Annotated in this window: 17 protein-coding genes, 2 tRNA genes and 2 rRNA genes; 14 read left to right on the top strand and 7 right to left on the bottom strand. The window is 45.0% G+C overall.

Going from position 1 to position 19863, the window contains the following annotated elements:
- The 7 genes from NL645_RS12735 to NL645_RS12705 all read left to right on the top strand — a co-directional run.
- Window positions 1–97 (top strand): 23S ribosomal RNA (locus tag NL645_RS12735); the annotation flags it as partial.
- 85 nt (window positions 98–182) lie between these two features.
- Window positions 183–299: ribosomal RNA gene (gene rrf, locus NL645_RS12730) — 5S ribosomal RNA — on the top strand.
- A 46-nt stretch (window positions 300–345) separates the two neighbouring features.
- A tRNA-Asp gene (locus NL645_RS12725) sits at window positions 346–422 on the top strand.
- Between the two features lie 35 nt (window positions 423–457).
- A tRNA-Trp gene (locus tag NL645_RS12720) sits at window positions 458–534 on the top strand.
- Window positions 535–870: 336 nt separating this feature from the next.
- A complete protein-coding gene (locus NL645_RS12715; protein ID WP_237309654.1) occupies window positions 871–1203 on the top strand; it encodes a DUF1904 domain-containing protein in 333 nt (110 codons plus the stop codon).
- A gap of 12 nt (window positions 1204–1215) precedes the next feature.
- Entirely contained in the window at window positions 1216–2052 is an 837-nt protein-coding gene (mepA, locus tag NL645_RS12710; RefSeq protein ID WP_237309653.1) for a penicillin-insensitive murein endopeptidase, read from the top strand.
- Window positions 2053–2374: 322 nt separating this feature from the next.
- Window positions 2375–2683, top strand: a complete 309-nt coding sequence (locus NL645_RS12705; RefSeq protein WP_104974461.1) for a hypothetical protein — start codon at window positions 2375–2377, stop codon at window positions 2681–2683.
- Window positions 2684–2725: 42 nt separating this feature from the next.
- On the opposite strand, the gene NL645_RS12700 is transcribed toward NL645_RS12705, so the two are convergent.
- From NL645_RS12700 to rdgC, 3 genes are all read right to left on the bottom strand, one after another.
- Window positions 2726–2980, bottom strand: a complete 255-nt coding sequence (locus NL645_RS12700) for a YfhL family 4Fe-4S dicluster ferredoxin (protein ID WP_065646335.1) — start codon at window positions 2978–2980, stop codon at window positions 2726–2728.
- Window positions 2981–2982: 2 nt separating this feature from the next.
- The gene (yegQ, locus tag NL645_RS12695; RefSeq protein WP_006741904.1) at window positions 2983–4383 is read right to left on the bottom strand and encodes a tRNA 5-hydroxyuridine modification protein YegQ; all 1401 of its coding nucleotides are present in this window, start codon (window positions 4381–4383) and stop codon (window positions 2983–2985) included.
- 165 nt (window positions 4384–4548) lie between these two features.
- On the bottom strand, window positions 4549–5463 hold the full coding sequence (gene rdgC / locus NL645_RS12690) for a recombination-associated protein RdgC (RefSeq protein ID WP_005391604.1): 915 nt from the start codon (window positions 5461–5463) through the stop codon (window positions 4549–4551).
- 224 nt (window positions 5464–5687) lie between these two features.
- On the opposite strand from rdgC, the gene phoB reads away from it, so the two are divergent.
- Genes phoB through NL645_RS12675 form a run of 3 tightly spaced genes read left to right on the top strand, consistent with a single transcriptional unit; the run spans window position 5688 to window position 8675 of the window.
- Window positions 5688–6377, top strand: coding sequence for a phosphate regulon transcriptional regulator PhoB (phoB, locus tag NL645_RS12685; protein ID WP_005381752.1), 690 nt, complete (start codon window positions 5688–5690; stop codon window positions 6375–6377).
- 40 nt (window positions 6378–6417) lie between these two features.
- Complete coding sequence (gene phoR / locus NL645_RS12680) at window positions 6418–7716, top strand: phosphate regulon sensor histidine kinase PhoR (RefSeq protein ID WP_005383667.1); 1299 nt, start codon at window positions 6418–6420, stop codon at window positions 7714–7716.
- Window positions 7716–8675 carry a PstS family phosphate ABC transporter substrate-binding protein gene (locus NL645_RS12675; protein WP_253651794.1) on the top strand — a complete coding sequence of 320 codons (960 nt, stop codon included), beginning with the start codon at window positions 7716–7718 and terminating at the stop codon, window positions 8673–8675. Before phoR ends, NL645_RS12675 begins: the two co-directional genes overlap by 1 nt.
- Window positions 8676–8709: 34 nt before the next feature.
- Here NL645_RS12675 and ppx read toward each other — a convergent pair whose 3' ends face one another.
- Window positions 8710–10215 carry an exopolyphosphatase gene (ppx, locus tag NL645_RS12670; protein ID WP_139060325.1) on the bottom strand — a complete coding sequence of 502 codons (1506 nt, stop codon included), beginning with the start codon at window positions 10213–10215 and terminating at the stop codon, window positions 8710–8712.
- Window positions 10199–12289: a polyphosphate kinase 1 gene (ppk1, locus tag NL645_RS12665; RefSeq protein ID WP_005391598.1), complete on the bottom strand. Its 2091-nt coding sequence runs from the start codon at window positions 12287–12289 to the stop codon at window positions 10199–10201. The genes ppx and ppk1 overlap by 17 nt, the downstream gene beginning before the upstream one ends.
- Before the next feature lie 207 nt (window positions 12290–12496).
- Here ppk1 and NL645_RS12660 point away from each other — a divergent pair, with 207 nt between their 5' ends.
- Genes NL645_RS12660 through phoU form a run of 4 tightly spaced genes read left to right on the top strand, consistent with a single transcriptional unit; the run spans window position 12497 to window position 17955 of the window.
- The gene (locus tag NL645_RS12660; RefSeq protein WP_253651793.1) at window positions 12497–14701 is read left to right on the top strand and encodes an ABC transporter permease subunit; all 2205 of its coding nucleotides are present in this window, start codon (window positions 12497–12499) and stop codon (window positions 14699–14701) included.
- Window positions 14702–14731: 30 nt separating this feature from the next.
- Complete coding sequence (gene pstA / locus NL645_RS12655) at window positions 14732–16405, top strand: phosphate ABC transporter permease PstA (protein ID WP_253651792.1); 1674 nt, start codon at window positions 14732–14734, stop codon at window positions 16403–16405.
- Window positions 16406–16407: 2 nt separating this feature from the next.
- The gene (gene pstB, locus NL645_RS12650; protein WP_005381745.1) at window positions 16408–17226 is read left to right on the top strand and encodes a phosphate ABC transporter ATP-binding protein PstB; all 819 of its coding nucleotides are present in this window, start codon (window positions 16408–16410) and stop codon (window positions 17224–17226) included.
- A 30-nt stretch (window positions 17227–17256) separates the two neighbouring features.
- Window positions 17257–17955: a phosphate signaling complex protein PhoU gene (gene phoU / locus NL645_RS12645; RefSeq protein WP_005381744.1), complete on the top strand. Its 699-nt coding sequence runs from the start codon at window positions 17257–17259 to the stop codon at window positions 17953–17955.
- A gap of 62 nt (window positions 17956–18017) precedes the next feature.
- On the opposite strand, the gene ppk2 is transcribed toward phoU, so the two are convergent.
- Window positions 18018–18794, bottom strand: a complete 777-nt coding sequence (gene ppk2, locus NL645_RS12640) for a polyphosphate kinase 2 (RefSeq protein ID WP_253651791.1) — start codon at window positions 18792–18794, stop codon at window positions 18018–18020.
- Window positions 18795–18864: 70 nt separating this feature from the next.
- The gene (locus NL645_RS12635; RefSeq protein ID WP_172606002.1) at window positions 18865–19614 is read right to left on the bottom strand and encodes a copper homeostasis protein CutC; all 750 of its coding nucleotides are present in this window, start codon (window positions 19612–19614) and stop codon (window positions 18865–18867) included.
- Window positions 19615–19863 lie beyond the last annotated feature (249 nt).

Genomic DNA, 19863 nt, shown 5'->3' with positions numbered 1-19863 from the left:
AAAGGGTTGTCGTAGACTACGACGTTGATAGGCAGGGTGTGTAAGCGTTGTGAGGCGTTGAGCTAACCTGTACTAATTGCCCGTGAGGCTTAACCATACAACACCCAAGGGGTTTTGATGGACTCAATGAAAGAACATTGAATGTGTAAGAACGAAAACAGCTTTCCGAATTAAAGAATTTGCTTGGCGACCATAGCGTTTTGGACCCACCTGATTTCCATGCCGAACTCAGAAGTGAAACGAAATAGCGCCGATGGTAGTGTGGGGCTTCCCCATGTGAGAGTAGGTCATCGCCAGGCTTTAAATTTTGGACACTTGCTAATTACAAGCGGGTGATACCACTGCGGAGTGGTAGTTCAGTTGGTTAGAATACCGGCCTGTCACGCCGGGGGTCGCGGGTTCGAGTCCCGTCCACTCCGCCACTTATTTGAGAGTCGTCTCATTAAACACGAACTGCAGGGGTGTAGCTCCAATTGGCAGAGCAGCGGATTCCAAATCCGCGTGTTGGGAGTTCGAATCTCTCCACCCCTGCCATATATCAAGGCTCTGACTTAGGTCGGAGCCTTTTTCGTTTCTAACGAATAGTTGTCGATATCTGATACATATTGATCTTAAGAACATATTACATCGATGACTTAAGCCATTCTATTTTCCCTTGCAATAGATTGCGTCACTAAGCTTCGGTGTATCGTTTTACCCCTTCTTACCTCTGTTCATACTCCCATTATTCTTCGTTAGTGAGCTAGTTGATTTACTACTTGATCTATATGACGTGTATAGAAAAGGTTAGTGGTTACATTGGCTTGGATGATTACTGACTTGGTTCCTGTTATTATCATGAGTTAATGCTAATAATTAGGAAGTAAGTTTATGCCACATTTTCGATTCCGTGCTGTAGAGCCGCAAGCTGTTCAGGCACTATCAAAGCCTCTGACGGATGAACTTCAGCCTCTTATGGACTGTCCGCGTGAGGATTTTACTTTTGAGTATATCTACACTACGTTTTTCAATGAGGGCGAGGTGAGTGCTGCATATCCTTTTGTCGAAGTGCTTTGGTTTGATCGTGGTCAGGAAGTACAAGATAAAGTTGCTAAGCTTATTACACAGCAAGTTTGTGGTATTGCTGGTGCGGATATTGATGTTGCAGTTATCTTTTCAGCTTTATCCCCTAAAGCTTATTACGATAATGGCGAACACTACTAAAGGCTAAAAGCTATGAAGCTGAGTTTCATTGTATCTTTGGGTTTATGTTTCTCAGCTTCTGTATACTCTACTCCTTGGGAGTCTGTTGCTAACCCTACCCGAAACTCTTCTTCCTCTATTGGTAGTTATGCCAACGGTTGTTTGGATGGCGCATTACCTTTGCCTCTTGATGGCGTTGGTTATCAAGTTTTACGTAGTAAAACGAAACGCTACTATGGGCACCCTAAAACGATAGAATTTATTGAAAACCTAGCGCTTCAAGCTCATCAAAATCTCAACACAACGCTGCTTATAGGTGATCTGTCTTTACCACGAGGAGGAAGGTTTTCTTCTGGCCATTCTAGTCACCAAACTGGGTTAGATATTGATATCTGGTTAAGACTCGCTGACCAACCGCTTTCTTATAACGAATTACAACTCCCTAAGCCAATGAGTGTGGTGGACTTAAAAGGCTATTCCATACTTAACCATCGCTGGGAAGATAGGCACTTTAGGCTGATTCGATATGCTGCACAGAGTGAGGGTGTTGCACGAATTTTTGTACATCCTGTCATTAAGGAGCAGCTTTGCTCGCAAGAAGAAGGCAAAGAACGTTCTTGGTTACGTAAAGTTCGCCCTTGGTGGGGGCATCATTACCACTTCCACGTCAGGTTATCTTGTCCTGAGTCGAGTGGCTACTGTGTTGAACAAGCTCTGCCTCCCGCTGGTGATGGTTGCGGGGTAGAGCTTGCTAGTTGGGGACCGAAAGTTAAGCCTATCGATAAGCCTCCGTCTGCGAAAGTTATTACTAAGCCCAAGCGAAAAAAAGCGATTCCACCGCAATGCCAATCACTTATCTCTACTAACTAGAGTGACTCTACAGGTTTATATTCCCTTACGTATCTCTTTTATGAAACTGGAGAAACATCATACTTTTGTCTACAGTGAATAATACCAATACAAAAACTAACCTAATTAGTTTTGGTGACATAATATAGAAATCTAAATTAAACAAAGAGTTGTAGTATAGATAAGTCGTAACTTCTCTGTTTAGAAAGATCTTTCGTCACGATACTTTGGTTTCTTAGCAATATGTCTGTCAGTTGGCTAGCGAAGCAATAACAAGGCAGACAAGTGTGTGAGGCAGGAATGGATATTTCTCCTGCTAGAAGAGTAAATCAAGGATAAAACCATGACTATGATTTGTGCAAAAGAATTTGCAGAGTGGTTAAGACACAGATTTAGCAGTGAAACGAAAGGGGTCTTATTGACTCGGGTTGATGTAAACCACCTGACAGGACGTCAGCGTCTTGATCCCGGATTTGTTAATGATGTGCATTACGAGCTGATGCAATATGGAATGGCTTTCGTTACGGACACGAGCCGAGAAAACTTTTATCTTGTGCCGGTTTCCCAAGCTGAAAATTGGCGAGCTCGGTTAGAGTCTCATTTTGAAAAAGAGTTGTTTTGTAATATCTATCCTATTGAAAAGTCGGGTTAAAAAAAGGTTCAACTTTGTCTCCAAAGTTGAACCTACTTGTTCTTATGCTAACCCTTGAATAATCACGAATTTCTCCAGTAACTGCTCTTCTGTTTCTATATGCTCCGGGTCTGTGATAATGCATTTTGTAATCGGGCACACTGACTGACAGGTCGGCTTTTCGTAATGTCCCTTACACTCTGTACATAGAGCTGGGTCAATTTCGAAAATGCTTTCTCCCATGCTGATTGCCCCATTGGGGCATTCGGGATCGCACATGTCGCAGTTGATGCATTTGTCAGTAATGAGCAAAGCCATGATTACTTACCAGTCGGGTTACGGGTGTCCTGCCCTGAGTTTAAGTTACGCATCAATAGACCGTATTCTAAATCTAGATCTGCTGGTACTGGAATGAAGACGAAGTGACCATTCCCTTTGGCATCCTCAATAGACTCTGACTTACGGTTTTCCATCGCTTCTAGCGTGAAAACAACATTACCTTTTGGCGTCATTAGCTCAAGACTATCACCGACAAGGAATTTATTTTTCACTTCTACTTCAGCCATATCGCCACGACGTTTACCAGTGAACTCACCGACAAACTGTTGAGCATCAGAGACTGAGTAGCCGTAATCGTAATTCTGGTAGGTGTCGTGAGTATGACGACGTAGGAAGCCTTCGGTATAGCCACGGTGAGCTAGGCTCTCTAGTGTACCCATTAGGCTTTCATCAAATGGTCGGCCTGCTACAGCGTCATCAATTGCTTTGCGGTAAACCTGTGCAGTACGAGCACAGTAATAAAATGATTTAGTACGACCTTCGATTTTCAGCGAGTGCACACCCATCTTGGTTAGGCGCTCAACATGCTGCACTGCTCGCAGGTCTTTAGAGTTCATGATGTAAGTACCATGTTCATCTTCGTACGCTGCCATTTTTTCTTCTGGACGGTGCGCTTCAGAAAGTAGAACGACTTCATCCGTTGGTTTACCACGACCAATTGTGGTTTCAGGGCGCTCGTCTTGTACTTCGACAGGCTGTGCTTCAGATGGGTCAAATTTCTCTACGATATCACCAGCGTCGTTTTCTTTGCCTTCTTCCACTTTGTATTCCCAACGGCACGCGTTGGTGCAAGTGCCTTGGTTAGGATCACGTTTGTTGATGTAACCAGAAAGTAGGCAACGACCAGAATAAGCCATGCATAATGCACCGTGAACGAATACTTCAAGTTCAGTTTCAGGACAATGCTCACGAATTTCTTCGATTTCTTCTAGAGATAGTTCGCGAGAAACGATCACACGCTCCACGCCATTCGCTGCCCAGAACTTAACAGTCGCCCAGTTTACAGCGTTTGCTTGTACAGAAAGGTGAATTGGCATTTCTGGGAAAGCTTCACGAACCATCATGATTAGGCCTGGATCTGACATGATCAATGCGTCAGGACCCATCTCTACGATTGGCTTAAGATCACGGATGAACGTTTTTAGCTTCGAGTTGTGTGGTTGAATGTTACATACCACATAAAGCTTTTTGCCTAGAGCATGCGCTTCATCGATACCGATTTTTAGGTTTTCGTGGTTAAACTCATTGTTACGCACGCGAAGGCTGTAGCGAGGTTGGCCAGCGTAAACTGCATCTGCGCCGTAGGCGAATGCGTAACGCATGTTTTTCAGGCTTCCCGCAGGAGACAGTAGCTCAGGTACGAATGCTTTCTCAGTTGTCATTGCTCAATTCTCTTTTATCTGATCACAAGTCAGGCCAATTCCACCTAATGGAAATGGGGCGCAAATTTTACGTTAAAATGTGAACTGTGACTAGGGTAATTGTGCTTCAGATAGAAAAACGCCCTCAAAAAAAGTGAGGGCGTTATGGTTAACCTTTATACAATGTTAAGCGTTAGGATTTGGTAAGCCGCCTAGCGCATCATATAGGTTGGGTAGGAAAGCACTGAACTCCCCACACATCAGAGAGAAGTCTGCATCAAATCGAGCCGCTTGATCTTCACGTGGAATATCGTCATTTTGATCTTTCAATTCATCAGAGAATTTTAGACGCTTAATACCCGCATCTTCTGTCATGATGAATTCAATACGATCTTGCCAATTAAGTGCAAGCTTCGTTACGACTTTATCTGCTGCGATGTGGTTGCGGATTTCATCTGTGGTCAGCTCTTGCTTCTTACAACGAATCACGCCACCTTCTTCAAGCACGGATTTTAGCTCTGCTTCGTCCATCATGGTGATACCTTGAGGTGTGTCGCCCGTTTTCACCCACTCGGTTAGCGTTGTTTCAATCGCTACTTCTGGAATGGCAGGAACAACAGGTAAACTACCCATGGTTTTACGAAGTAGTGCTAATACGTCTTCCGCTTTTTTGTAGCTGCTTGCGTCAACAAGGATGAACCCTTCTTTTGGCATGATGAGCACGTGAGTGTGGCTGCTACGGCTAAATGCGCGAGGCAGTAAATCCATTACGATGTCATCTTTCAGATTGTCTTTCTCTTTCTTCTTCAGAGGACGACCTTCTTGCGCTTCCATTGCTTCTACTTTTGCATTCAATGACTCTTTGATCACTGAGGCAGGTAGCATTTTCTCTTCTTTCTTGGCGCAAATCAGAATGCGGTTTTCTGACACGTGAGTCATCATGTCGCCATGTCTACCCATTGCACTGACCCAGCCAAATTTCTGTTTATCTTGACTGCCACATGGGGTGAATCGGAATTCAGACAGTTGAGTTTCTAGTTGTTCGGCGTTGAAAGTAACCTCGCGGTTAACGCGGTATACCAGACAGTTTTTAAACCACATAAATCTTCTCTAGGCTTGATGACAAGGGACTAATCATAGGGAATTTTTGTGCTGATGTCTTAATAGAAATGAAAAATATCCGAATGAACCTCAAAAGAAAGTTATATGAAAATTTGTTTTCAAAGGTCACAAAAGTGTCATAATTGGTAGTGATAATGCTTATGCATAGAGGGGCGCTTTGTCTCTTAAATTCATTAGCTCAACGAACATAAGGTTACTCAATTATGTCTAGAAGGATTCTGGTTGTTGAAGACGAAGCTCCTATTCGCGAAATGCTGTGCTTCGTACTTGAGCAGAAAGGTTACCAAGCGGTAGAAGCGGAAGATTACGATACTGCAGTAACCAAACTGGCTGAACCCTTCCCTGATTTAGTTTTACTGGATTGGATGTTACCAGGCGGCAGCGGCATTAACTTCATCAAGCATATGAAGCGAGAGGAATTAACGCGCAACATTCCAGTTGTGATGCTTACCGCTCGTGGTGAAGAAGAAGATAAAGTGCGCGGTTTAGAAGTCGGTGCGGATGACTACATTACTAAGCCATTCTCTCCTAAAGAGTTGGTTGCGCGCTTAAAAGCGGTGATTCGTCGCGTAACCCCGACCGCACTGGAAGACGTAATTGATGTGCAGGGATTGAAGCTTGATCCTGTATCACACCGTGTCACGGCTAATGATGCACCATTAGATATGGGTCCAACAGAATTTAAAATGCTGCATTTTTTCATGACGCATCAAGAGCGTGTGTACAGCCGTGAGCAGCTATTAAACAATGTTTGGGGTACTAACGTGTATGTCGAAGATCGTACGGTCGATGTTCATATTCGCCGCCTGCGTAAAGCATTGGAAGCCGCAGGTCATGATAAGCTGATCCAAACTGTTCGTGGTGCTGGATACCGCTTCTCGACAAAGGCATAAATTAACACGCAGCTTATCGGTACCATTTCTGGAGTTATGAGTGGTTGAAAGATTAACGTGGAAAAAGCTGGCCTGGGAGCTGGCTTTTTTTTACACCCCATGGGTGATAGTAGGTTGGATATTCGGTTATATGCCGTGGTTGCTTTTGGCAGCTACGGCATTGCAGCTTGTGTGGCATTTGCATAACCAAGTACGTTTATCTTCTTGGTTATGGGATGAAAAGCGCCTCACGCCACCGTCTGGTAGCGGTAACTGGGAATCTTTGTTCAATGGCTTGTATCGCTTACAGCAGCGCCAACGCCGTAAACGCAAAGAGCTTACTAATCTCATTCGTCGATTCAGAAATGGTGCGGAATCGTTACCCGATGCCGTCGTGGTGTTCCGTGCTGAAGGCAATATCGTTTGGTGTAACAAACTGGCTCAACACTTATTGGGTTTCCATTGGCCGGAAGACTCTGGTCAACCTATCTCCAACCTCATTCGTACGCCTGACTTTATCAAGTACCTCAACAAGAAAGACTTCTCTGAGCCATTGGAAATGCGTTCACCACTCAATGTCGAACGCATGCTAGAACTACGTATCGTACCGTATACCGAAGGTGAACATTTGATGGTGGTGCGTGATGTTAGCCAGTTAAAACAACTTGAGGGAATGCGCCGTAATTTCTTTGCTAACGTTTCTCATGAACTGCGTACACCAATGACGGTGCTACAAGGTTATTTGGAGATGACAGAAGACCCTGACATGGTTGTGGGCCCAATGTGGAGCAAAGCGCATGGTGTTATGACGGAGCAGCTTAACCGCATGAACAGTTTGGTGAACCAACTACTGACGCTATCTAAAATTGAAGCGGCACCTATGCATGAGCTTGAAGAAGTCGTGAATGTACCTGCGATGCTCGAAGTACTAGAAAAAGAGGCGGTCAGCCTTAGCGGGGACAACCAACATAAATTGAAATTTGATGTTGATGCTAGCCTACGCGTACTGGGCGATGATGACCAGTTACGTAGTGCTATCTCTAACCTCGTTTATAATGCTGTCAAATACACACCGCCTGGCGCGAACATTAATGTTCGTTGGTTCCAGACATCTCAAGGCGCATGCTTAGAGGTGGAGGATAGTGGTGATGGTATAGAGCCTCAGCACCTCCATCGACTTACTGAGCGTTTTTATCGCGTCGATAAAGCAAGATCACGCGATACCGGAGGGAGTGGGTTAGGGTTGGCTATTGTGAAACATGCGCTGAGCCACCATGATTCTCATTTGGAAATTCACAGTGAAGTGGGCGTGGGCAGCAAGTTTTCTTTTGTATTGCCTGAACGTTTGGTGGTTAAATAATGGTATTAAGAGTTGCAAAAGTGTTCAGTCTACTGGCTCTTGCTTGTTCCGGTATGGCTGTCGCTCAAGATAAGCCATTGCCGAATTATCATAAAACGACTGGGATTGTTGGGAACTTGCTTTCTGTCGGCTCCGATACGCTTGCGGGCATGACGACACTTTGGGTTGAAGAGTTTAAATCCATTTACCCGAATATTAATGCGCAAGTCCAAGCGTCTGGCTCTTCCACTGCTCCCCCAGCATTGACCGAACAAACAGCTCAGTTTGGTCCCATGAGTCGCCCGATGCGTTTAAGAGAGGTTGAAGCGTTTGAACGTGAACATGGCTACAAGCCAACGGCGCTTAGAGTTGCGATCGATGCAATAGGTATTTTTGTTCATCAAGACAATCCAATTCAAGGGCTTAACTTTAGTCAATTAGATGCTTTGTTTTCTGCCACGCTACGCTGTGGTGAAAGTCAATTCGTCACAAACTGGCAGCAACTAGGTCTTGAATCACAGTGGGCAAAGCGAAACGTGCAGTTGTTTGGTCGTAACTCCGTTTCTGGAACTTATGGTTACTTCAAAAGCAATGCTTTGTGTGGCGGAGATTTCAAGACCCGAGTTAACGAGCAGCCAGGCTCCGCGTCAGTTGTGCAAGCTGTAGCGTCAACCATCAGTGGAATCGGTTATTCCGGTGTCGGTTATCGAGTGGCAGGCGTACGCTTAGTTCCGGTGGCAAAAACGGGGAATGACTACGTGACGCCAACGCGAGAACATATTGTTAGTGGTAAGTACCCACTATCACGTTACTTATATGTTTACGTGAATAAGCACCCGGATTACCCATTAACACCAATTGAAGCCGAGTTTATTCGCTTTATTTTCTCCGCTCAGGGGCAAGCGTTGGTTGAGAAAGATGGTTATGTGCCCATTACGGCAGATTTTGCAGAAGAAGAGTTAAAAAAAGTCGGCCTGTAAGCCGACTTTTTGTTTAGGTATGAACAGCACGAGATCAGAAAGTGAGTGTCCACTTCGCACTGTCCCAACGTTCTTGTTCTTCCTGCAAATCAGCATGAAGCAATTTGTTGTTTTCTAGCCATGCTTTATCTGTGCACGTAAGAATCCATTCATCATTTTTGATGGATAAAGTGATGTCAGGCAATGGATCTTCGTTACGCTGTCCATTTAATACGATAGAAAGTCGTAATATTTTGATGAGGCTTATCACGTCACTTTGTTTGTAGAGGTTGAAAACTGGCAGTTCTTGCAGTTTAAGTGCTTTGCGTTGGAAGCGGGCTAATGTTGCGAGCACTAATTGCTGTTCACGGTTGAAACCTTGTAGAGTGGAATGCAACAGAATATAGAAAGAGTGGCGATGGAAGCTACGTAAGTTGATACTTAATCCGACTTCATGAAGCAATGCTGCCCATTCTAGTAAGTCAAATAACTCACTCTTTTTCTTAATACCTAGTTCAGAGCGCACCTGACATAACATCTCACGTGCATGGCCTTTAACACGAGCAGCATGCTCTAAGTCAACCCGGTGTTTGTTGGCTAAATTTTCAGTTGTGCGCATACGTATATCGGAGCGCGCAAAACGCTCTTCCATTTCGTACAACAGACCTTCGCGCAGAGCACCATCGGAGAAAAACATCTGCTCAATGCGGAGTGCTTTGAAAATTGCGGACAAAATCGCCACGCCTGCCGCGAATACGGGCTTACGTTCTTCTGTTAAACCTGTCAGTTCAATCTCTTCAATTGAATCAAAATTACACAGAGTTTCAATAAGCGTGTCCAGTCTCTTCGCGGTGATCAGGCCATCTTCAAAACCCAACCCTACAAGTACTTCTTGAATCGCTTTGATAGTTCCTGACGAGCCGAGCGCGATATCCCAGCCTTTTTTACGGTATGCTGAAGCGATGGACTCGAGTTTTTGCTCGGCGGCTAACATCGCTTTATTGAAGTTTTTCCCAGACAGTTTGCCGTTTTTAAAATATTGCTCTGTAAAGCTGACGCATCCCATCTGTTTACTGTTGAGAAGCTCAGGTTCAAACTCTTGTCCAATGATCATTTCGGTACTGCCGCCGCCAATATCAACGACCAACTTGGAGTTTGACTCTACTTGAGTGTGAGCGACACCTAAGTAAATCAAGCGGGCTTCTTCTTCCCCTGGGATGATTTCTATTGGGAAGGGCATCACTTCTTTCGCACGCTCAATGAATAGATGAGCATTTTTAGCGCGTCTTAGTGTGTGTGTCGCGGCGATACGCACATTCGACTCATCAAGCCCTTGCAGCCTCTCAGCGAACATGGCTAAGCACTCTAACGCACGTTCCATCGCGGAATGACTTAAGTTCAATTCACTGTCGAGTCCTGATGCTAAGCGAACACGCTGTTTATGACGGCTAACCAGTTGTAAGTCACTGCCTACAACTTTGGCCACCACCATGTGGAAACTGTTTGAGCCGAGGTCTATCGCGGCAATGTAGCGAGTATCTTGTTCAAGTATTTGAGGCATCTGAATTTTGTTTTCTAGTTTGCTTTTCTATATTTTTAAGATAGTCATAGATAGCGATTTGAGAACGAACTTTTTTGCGATTACCTCGTGGTACGTAAGCGTTGCTCATTTCCTTATCTATAAAACGAGCCTTTACTGTATCGGTAAAATGGATATTCGTTATATCAATAATTCTCTGTTTCAAACGTGGATCACGGACTGGCGCCGCCACCTCAATGCGGTGATCGATATTTCTTGTCATCCAGTCAGCAGAAGAGATATAGACTTGCGGATCGCCATCGTTATGGGTAATCACCACGCGTGGGTGTTCCAAAAAGCGGTCAACAATACTGATGATGCGAATATTGTCGCTGATCCCCTCAATGCCCGGTACTAATGAGCACATGCCGCGAATGATCATATTTATTTTCACTCCCGCCGTACTTGCTCCATATAGCTTATTGACGATGCCCTTATCGACTAGGTTATTGACCTTGATCGTAAGAGCGGCTTTCTTTCCTAGCTTGGCATTCGCAATTTCATTATCAATTAAGCGGTAGATTTGGGTTCGAGAATTACGTGGAGATACCATGAGGTGGTTGAACTTCACTGGGCGGTATGGATTCTCAATATAACCGAAGACATTACGAACTTCGTTAGTGATTTCTTGATCTGCGGTAAGGAGAGAGAAGTCGGTATAAATTCGTGCCGTCTTCTCATGGAAGTTGCCTGTGCCGATGTGCGCGTAGCGAATAATCTCTTCACCTTCACGGCGACTGATCATCAGTAGCTTTGAATGAATCTTAAGGCCAGGCGCTCCGAAGATGACGTGTACACCTGCCTCGGTCAACACTTTTGACCATTCGATATTGGCTTCTTCATCAAAGCGAGCCTGCAGCTCGACGACCACGGTGACGTTTTTGCCGTTGTGCACCGCATCAATTAATGAGTTCATCAAGCGAGAATCTTTCGCGACGCGATAAATGTTAATCTTGATACTAAGTACTTTTGGATCGAAGGAGGCCTGGCGTACCAACTCACTAATGTGGTCAAAAGTGTGGTAGGGGTAATAGAGCAGAATATCTTTCGCTTTAATCGCGTCAAAGCTGTTAGCGTAACCTTCGAAATCGGCGCATTTCATTGGCGGAAGCGGTTTATTTTCAAGGTACTCTCGCCCAACATTTGGAAACGCAATGAAGTCTTTAAAATTGTGATAGCGGCCGCCGGGGATAAGGTTATCGTAATTAGAGATATTGAGCTTGTTACAAAGAAACTCTAGCATTTGGGGCGGCATATCACGTTCGTAGACGAATCGAACGGGCTTTGCTGTCAGTCGCTGATTGACACCTTCCGACATTTGTTCGAGCAAGCTGTATTCGATTTCGTTGCGTAAATCGTATTCGGCGTCACGCGTCATTTTCATCGCATAGCCGCTAAGCTCATCATAATCAAAAAAGCCTTTGAACAGCTCATCCAAACAGTGGCGGATAATATTATCAAGTAAGATGATGGTTTTTCGACGCTTTCCTTTCTGTTCTGGTACCATCACAAAGCGGGGAAGGTGATCGGTCGGAATTTCGATCAGAGCGTACTGGTAATGTTCTTCTTTACGTAGCTCTACAGCGATGTAAGCGTACTCGTCTTTGAGAAATTGCAGAACATCGATCTCGTCTTTCATTAGCAGAGGAGTGATATGCGGCATGACCTCTCTACGGAAGTATTTCGCGATCCACTTTTGTTGCGATTCATCCAGTTGTTGTTCGTTGACCAAGAAAATGCGACGTCGCGCCATTTCTCGAATCAATTCGCTGTAAAGTTCATCAAATTGTTCGTTAAGCTTGAGTGCTTTCGACTGCATTTTGGTTAACAGTCGTTTAGGGCTATCGCTGCCACCACGCTCTTGGCTGATTAGGATTCTGCGCTTCACGTCCGCAAAGCGTACTTTGTAAAATTCATCTAAATTGTTGGAAAAGATCCCAAGAAAGCGAATACGTTCGATCAAAGGGACGGTTTTATCGGCAGCTTCTTGTAATACTCGTTCGTTGAAAGACAACCAACTAAGTTCTTTTTCTATATATAGTTTTTCTGCGCTCATAACCTTACCTAGCCAAAAGTGAAGTAATACGTACTCATCTTGGAAAAATGGATGAGTGAGAACATTATGAGATTTTCATTACAGATTTATTTCATACCACGCATTGCATAAGAGTTGTATTCTTTTCAGGTGTTTAATGTGATCTGTAATATAATTGTCATCTTAACGACATATTCTAGTACTAAGTCAAAAAAGGTAGAGATTTAAATGGCACAAGCCGAGTTTTCATTGCAGGAAAAAGATAAGAAACGACTGATAAAAGATCGTTTAGTTCGACTTGCAGTGACATCCGGTGGTGTCGGCGTACTCGCGGCGCTTATTTTGATCTTTGTCTACCTCGCCATGGTGATCATTCCGCTTTTTTCTGATGCGGCGATCAAAACCAACCAAGCCATTCGAGCCTCCCATATTGAAACACCACTGGCGATTTCGGTGGATGATTACGCTCAGCTCGCGTTCGTTCTAACCCAAAGTGGTGAGATTCAATATTTGTCGATGGACGATCCTACGAAACCTGCGGTGTATAAACAGCAAATCGTCCAGAAACCCGTCGCTTTCTCTCAATCTGCTCCTGGACTAGGTTGGTATGGGGTTGTTGATGTGCAGGGTAAAGCACACCTTTTCAAGCCTGAATTTAATGCCACGTTGAGAGAGAATACACGTCCTCCGGAAGTGATTGAGCTAGACACCAGCATGGATCTGACGCTGAGTACGCCTCAAGATCCTGTGACTCAGTTTGTGTTTGCAGCTTCAACGCCCTTACCAACAATTGTTTGGCAGACACAAAGCGGTGAAGTGAAGGCTCGTTGGCAAGTGGCTTCGTCTTTGGGTACGCCTCCGACAACGATCGATTTTACGCTCTCTTCAGGCTTTGATGCACCTCAGCAAATGTTATTGACACCTGATGGTGAGACGCTTTATTTGCGCGATGGCTCTGAGTTGATCGTGTTAAAGAAAACCGCACGTAAATTTGCTGTGCGAGAGGTGGTCGACCTCACTCAAGGTGATAAGAAGCACTCCGTTCGTACGATAGACTTATTGGCTGGTGCTTACTCGCTTTTGGTGACACACAACGATGGTCGAGTGTCGCAATGGTTTGATACGCTGCAAGAAGAGAGACGCACGTTAACGCATATTCGTGATTTTAAATTGGCATCAGAGCTTAAGTATTTGTTGCCGGATTCTCATCGAAAAGGATTTTATAGCTTTTACACCAACGGCACGTTGCAAAGCCATTATACAACCAGTGAAAAACTGGTGTTGTTTAAGCGTGCGTACAATCAAGCGCCCGCAATCGCAGCAATGTCTAACAATGAACGCTACTTAATCACTTGGCAAAATAATGAGTTAAACGTTGCGGAAGTGGACAATGCCTATCCGGAAATTTCATTGTCTTCATTATGGCAAGAAGTGTGGTACGAAGGGTATCCTGAGCCTGAATTTGTGTGGCAATCGACTTCGGCGAGCGATAACTTTGAGGCTAAGTTCAGCCTAGTACCTATTGCGTTCGGGACGATAAAAGCGGCGATGTTTGCGATGCTGTTTTCAGTACCGCTCGCAGTGCTAGGTGCTATTTATACGGCTTACTTTATGTCGCCACGTATGCGTCGTGTCGTAAAACCGTCGATTGAGCTAATGGAAGCACTGCCGACGGTGATCATAGGTTTCCTAGCGGGATTGTGGTTCGCGCCTATTGTCGAAGATCACCTGATTACGATCGTCGTCATGCTGTTTGTTTTGCCCTTGAGCACCATGATTATGGGCGGGCTATGGGCATTAATACCGCAACCTTTGCGGAATCGTCTGCCTAATGGTTGGCATGCTTTAGTGCTCATGCCTGTCATATTGGTACTGATTGGGCTTGGCGTGTGGATTTCGCCTACGATTGAGCAGACGTTCTTTGGTGGCGATATGCGCTTATTCTTAACCGAGCATGGTATTGGCTACGATCAACGCAATGCATTGGTGGTGGGGTTAGCGATGGGGTTTGCTGTTATCCCGACGATTTTTACCATCGCCGAAGATGCCATTTTCTCTGTACCGAAGCATTTATCGGATGGCTCTTTGGCATTAGGGGCAACGCCTTGGCAAACTTTAATCTATGTTGTCTTGCTTACCGCAAGCCCAGGTATTTTTTCTGCCATTATGATGGGCCTGGGACGCGCTGTTGGTGAAACCATGATTGTGTTAATGGCAACGGGCAATACGCCATTAATGGATTGGAATATTTTGGAAGGATTGCGCAGCCTGTCGGCGACCATCGCCGTTGAGTTGCCAGAGTCGGAAGTTGGAAGTTCGCATTATCGCCTGCTGTTCCTAGCTGCATTGATTTTGTTTGTGTTTACGTTTGCAGTAAACGCGCTTGCGGAGTGGGTTCGTCAGAGACTGAGAGACAAGTACCGTGCGTTGTAATAATGGTTTGAATAAAGAGCGAGTAATGACGTGTTAAATTGGATTCGTTCTGGCGCACCGTGGATATGGCTAACAGGCGGTGCAGTCAGCATCAGTTTGTTGTCGGTATTAGGGTTGTTACTTCTGATCGGTTGGAAAGGCCTGACTTACTTTTGGCCAGCGCCCTTGTATCAGTGGAATGTTGCAGCGTTGACCCCTGTGCAAGGCGAAGTGCTACATGAAAATACTATTCTGATTGGTCAAGTGTATGAACGCAGCTTTGTACCGAAGAGTTATCTGCCTGAAAGCGCGGCGCAGCAATTAGAAGACGATGAAGACTTTGCTACGCGACTCAGTATCAAAATCGCCAACCGAGAGTTGTATCCCGCTGATTTTATCTCCGTATTGCAAATGCAGTTGGATGAGCCCACGACGCCAAAAGAGTGGGCTGTGATCGAGCGAAGTAGTGGCGGTTACTTTTTTGGTAAGCTGGTGGCGTTTCAGGATGGAGACAACTTATACACCAACGATATTCAATCAATCTTGAACAAAAAACTGGATGATGCAGAAACTCTGCGTCATGAGATTGATTCTTTGGTTGTCGAACAGCTTAAAGAGCTTGGTTGGAAGCTAGAGCAATTGCGATTAGAAAAGCGCAAGCATGAGTTGAATGACACGCTGACAGAAAGCTTCTTAAAGGAAAACCAGACGAAAAAAGAGCGGATAGAGAAAGCTCTGGCGACGTTAGATTTACAGCTTGATGGCTTACGATTACAGCTTTCTGGCTATGCCCTGATTGTCGAGGATATGACGGGCTCACAAGTATCGATTCCGCTCGAAGACATTTTGGACTACTGGTACCCAAACCAAATGTCACTGCCTGATAAAGTCATGCACTGGGGGAAGCAGGTTTGGAAGTTTTTATCTGAAGATCCAAGAGAGTCTAACTCCGAGGGAGGCGTGTTCCCTGCGATATTTGGTACGGTTTTCTTAGTAATTATCATGTCGATCATTGTGATGCCACTTGGGGTGATCGCTGCTATCTATCTGCATGAATACGCTAAGAATAACGCTCTAACCAGGGTTATTCGTATTGCGGTTATAAACCTAGCGGGTGTTCCATCGATTGTTTATGGCGTGTTTGGTTTAGGCTTCTTTGTTTATACGATTGGTGCCTCTATCGACAACGTATTCTATGCGGAGAAGCTACCGGCACCAACCTTTGGTACTCCGGGTTTGTTGTGGTCTGCACTAACTCTTGCCGTGCTGACGCTTCCAGTTGTGATTGTGACGACAGAAGAAGGTTTAACTCGTATTCCGAGTTCAGTACGACATGGCTCTCTGGCGCTTGGTGCAACTCAGTTCGAAACACTATGGCGTGTGGTTTTGCCTATGGCGACGCCAGCTATTATCACAGGGTTGATCCTTGCGATTGCGCGTGCAGCTGGAGAAGTAGCGCCACTGATGCTGGTGGGGGTCGTGAAATTGGCATCCAGTTTACCGGTTGACGGGCAATTCCCTTATGTGCATTTGGATAGAAAGTTCATGCATTTAGGTTTTCACATTTACGATGTTGGCTTTCAAACCTCCAACATCGAAGCTGCGCGACCATTAGTTTATGCCACCTCTTTCTTACTCGTGACAGTGATTGTCGGGCTAAACTTAACAGCAATCAGTATTCGCAATAATTTACGAGAAAAATACAGAACGTTAGGACAAGATTAAGTATGTTTAATTTTGATAGTACATTAGGTTATGAGCCACCATTGGACGTTCATAATTTAACGGATGAACAAACAGCAATCTCAATCGAGAACCTTAATCTGTTCTATGGTCAAACTCAGGCGCTGCATGATATTTCGATGCGAATTCCCAAAGGGCGAGTCACTGCTTTTATCGGTCCTTCAGGGTGTGGAAAGTCGACGTTATTACGTTGCATCAATCGCATGAACGACTTAGTGGAAGGGTGTCGAGTCACAGGTAAAGTACGTCTACATGGCAAGAATGTTTATCATCCCAATGTCGATGTTGCGACACTTCGACGCCGAGTGGGGATGGTGTTTCAAAGACCCAATCCATTTCCTAAGTCTATTTATGAAAATGTAGTTTATGGCTTACGCTTACAAGGTGTAAAAAACAGCCGCAGTTTAGATGACGCAGTGGAGCGATCCTTGCGCTCGGCGGCGTTGTGGGATGAGGTAAAAGACCGCTTGCATGAGAACGCATTTGGTTTATCTGGTGGTCAGCAACAGCGCTTGGTCATTGCGCGCGCGGTGGCGATTGAGCCGGAAGTCCTGTTATTGGATGAGCCGACATCAGCGTTGGATCCAATCTCAACTTTAACTATTGAAGAGCTTATCAATGAGCTTAAGACTCAATATACTGTCGTTATCGTTACCCATAACATGCAGCAAGCGGCGCGAGTGAGTGATCACACCGCATTCATTCATATGGGTAAGTTAATTGAATACTCTGACGCGGACTCGATCTTCACCTCGCCAATGAAGAAACAGACCGAAGATTACATTACGGGTCGATACGGTTAAGTCGCGACTCTATACGGAATAAGGAACATCATGCACTTTGGACGTCATATTTCAGGGCAGTTTAACGTAGAGCTAGAATCGATTCGTACTCATGTATTGACCATGGGTGGCTTGGTAGAACAGCAGCTTTCGTATGCTATTCAAGCCTTGCATAAAGAAGACATCGAACTGGCGCGTAAGGTTGTGCGTGACGATCATAAAGTGAATGCGATGGAAGTTTCGATCGATGACGCCTGCACACGCATTATTGCTAAGCGTCAGCCAACGGCAAAAGACTTGCGCTTAATCATGGCTATCATCAAAACGATCACTGATTTAGAACGTATCGGTGACGTGGCGACACGCATTGCTTACGTTGCCATTGAAAGCCCATCATCAAAAGAACGACAGTTCCAAGTGTCGTTAGAGCCTCTCTGCCGTCAGGCTATTAATATGCTGCATCAGGTTTTAGATGCGTTCGCCCGCATGGATGTGGAAGCGGCAGCAGAGGTGCACAAACAAGATGACAAGCTAGACGCCGAATATGAAGCGGTAATTCGTCAGTTGATGACCTACATGATGGAAGACCCAAAAAATATTCCCAACATTCTGCAAGTGATGTGGTCTGCACGTGCCATTGAACGCGTGGGGGACCGTTGCCAGAACATTTGTGAATACATTATTTACTTCGTGAAAGGGAAAGATGTACGCCATCTAGGTGATCAAAGCATTGATGACGTACTGAAGTAACTGATTTCAATAAAGAGACCAGCTTTTAGGCTGGTCTATTTATTAGGGAAAGGGAAAGCACGTCAATATTTATCGGGCACGAAGGTCTGATCATCAATGGGCGCTCTGACATAACCTTCTTTATTGAGTTCAGGTAATTCGATGGGTGAGTACTCAAGTGCTTTGTAATCAATCTGGCTTAGTAAATGACTGATACAGTTCAAGCGCGCTTTCTTTTTGTCATCAGAAGGGACGACCCACCAAGGGCAGTTTTTCGTGTCTGTATAGGCAAACATCTTATCTTTTGCTTCCGAATACTCCGCCCAGCGATGACGTGACTCTAAATCCATTGGGCTGAATTTCCAACGTTTGATCGGCGTATTAATTCGACCTAGAAAACGTTTTTCCTGCTCTTCGTCTGAAACCGAAAACCAATACTTAATCAGAATAATCCCAGAGCGTTGCAACATTCTCTCGAATTCAGGGCAAGAGCGTAAAAACTCCTCGTATTCGTCTGGAGTACAGAACCCCATGACTTTTTCGACACCCGCTCGGTTATACCAACTTCGGTCAAATAAAACGATTTCACCAGCAGATGGCAAATGAGCGACGTAACGTTGGAAGTACCATTGCGTTTTTTCTTTTTCTGTCGGTGCAGGCAGAGCCACTACGCGACAAACACGCGGGTTTAGCTTTTCTGTAATTCGCTTTATCACCCCGCCTTTGCCCGCAGCATCACGGCCTTCAAACAGAATCACCACTTTTAACCCTTTGTGTTTGACCCACTCTTGAAGTTTTACGAGCTCAACTTGAAGGTTTTTGAGCTCCTTTTCGTATTCCTTTTTCTTCAATTTAGACATACATCTTTCCTCACTCCTTGATAAACAATATGTTAGCACTCAAAAGCTATGCGTGTGAGGTTGCGGTGGTCTATTTGAGAGTTGCTACGACATCGGTAATGGCTTGTGTACTTGTGATGGGGATTAAGAAATCATCGACATCAGTTGCGCCCATTTTGCTTTGTTCAGCAATAAAGGTCATTTTACTCGGTCGAGTCGTTTTCCCTGACAAATGGATTTCAGGAACCTGAGTGTCTTCTACTAATGCACGTACGTTACTCGCATTAACGCCAGCACCCGCCATGATTGCAATGCGTCCTTGGGCTTGTTCAACAAGAGATTTAAGTACTTTCTGGCCTGCTGGCGCAGAAGGTGCGAGCCCTGAAGTGAGAATGCGTTCGCAGCCCAAACTGATGACCTCTTCCAATGCTGATTGAGCGTTTCTACATTGATCAAAAGCACGATGGAACGTTATGCCCAGCCCTAATTCCTGTGCGAATTCGCACAGTGCTGTTGCAAAGGGCATGTGAATATCCCCCTCTTGAGTGAGTACACCTAAAACCACACCATCCAAGCCCGATTGGTGAGCAGCTTCAATATCCCACCGCATCATTTCGATCTCTTCTTCATTGTAGAAGAAGTCACCTTGGCGTGGGCGGATCATGGCATAAACTGGAACACTAGAAAGCTTAGCCGCTTGCTGCATAAAGCCATAGCTGGGTGTTAGCCCGCCTAAAGCCAAAGAGGAGCAAAGCTCAATCCGAGTGGCGCCGCCAGCAATGGCGTAGTGCAGAGATTCAATATTATCGATACAGACTTCTAGGTGAGTAACCACGTTCATTCATCCTGCTAACGTTACAAATAAGTGTTGTGGCTAAGATATTAACAGGGCCAGTAAGCAGAATCTGTATGGAGGGCATGAGAAATAGAGGTAAAGTTTACGCTGCAGCGTTACCTCATTTTGGCGGTTTATCTGAAGGTAAAAGAAAGCCCAGAGCATTTGCTCTGGGCTTTGATAGGACTTTACTTAGACTGATTGGCGTTTGCGGTTTTCCGCATTAGCTTTTTGCTTTATATACATCCAACCATC

It is taken from the genome of Vibrio sp. Y51_MX_L26 (assembly GCF_024181935.1).
GTDB lineage: Bacteria > Pseudomonadota > Gammaproteobacteria > Enterobacterales > Vibrionaceae > Vibrio > Vibrio diabolicus.
The sequence above is the reverse complement of the archived record's forward strand: the minus strand, read 5'-3'. Positions and strand labels throughout refer to the sequence as shown.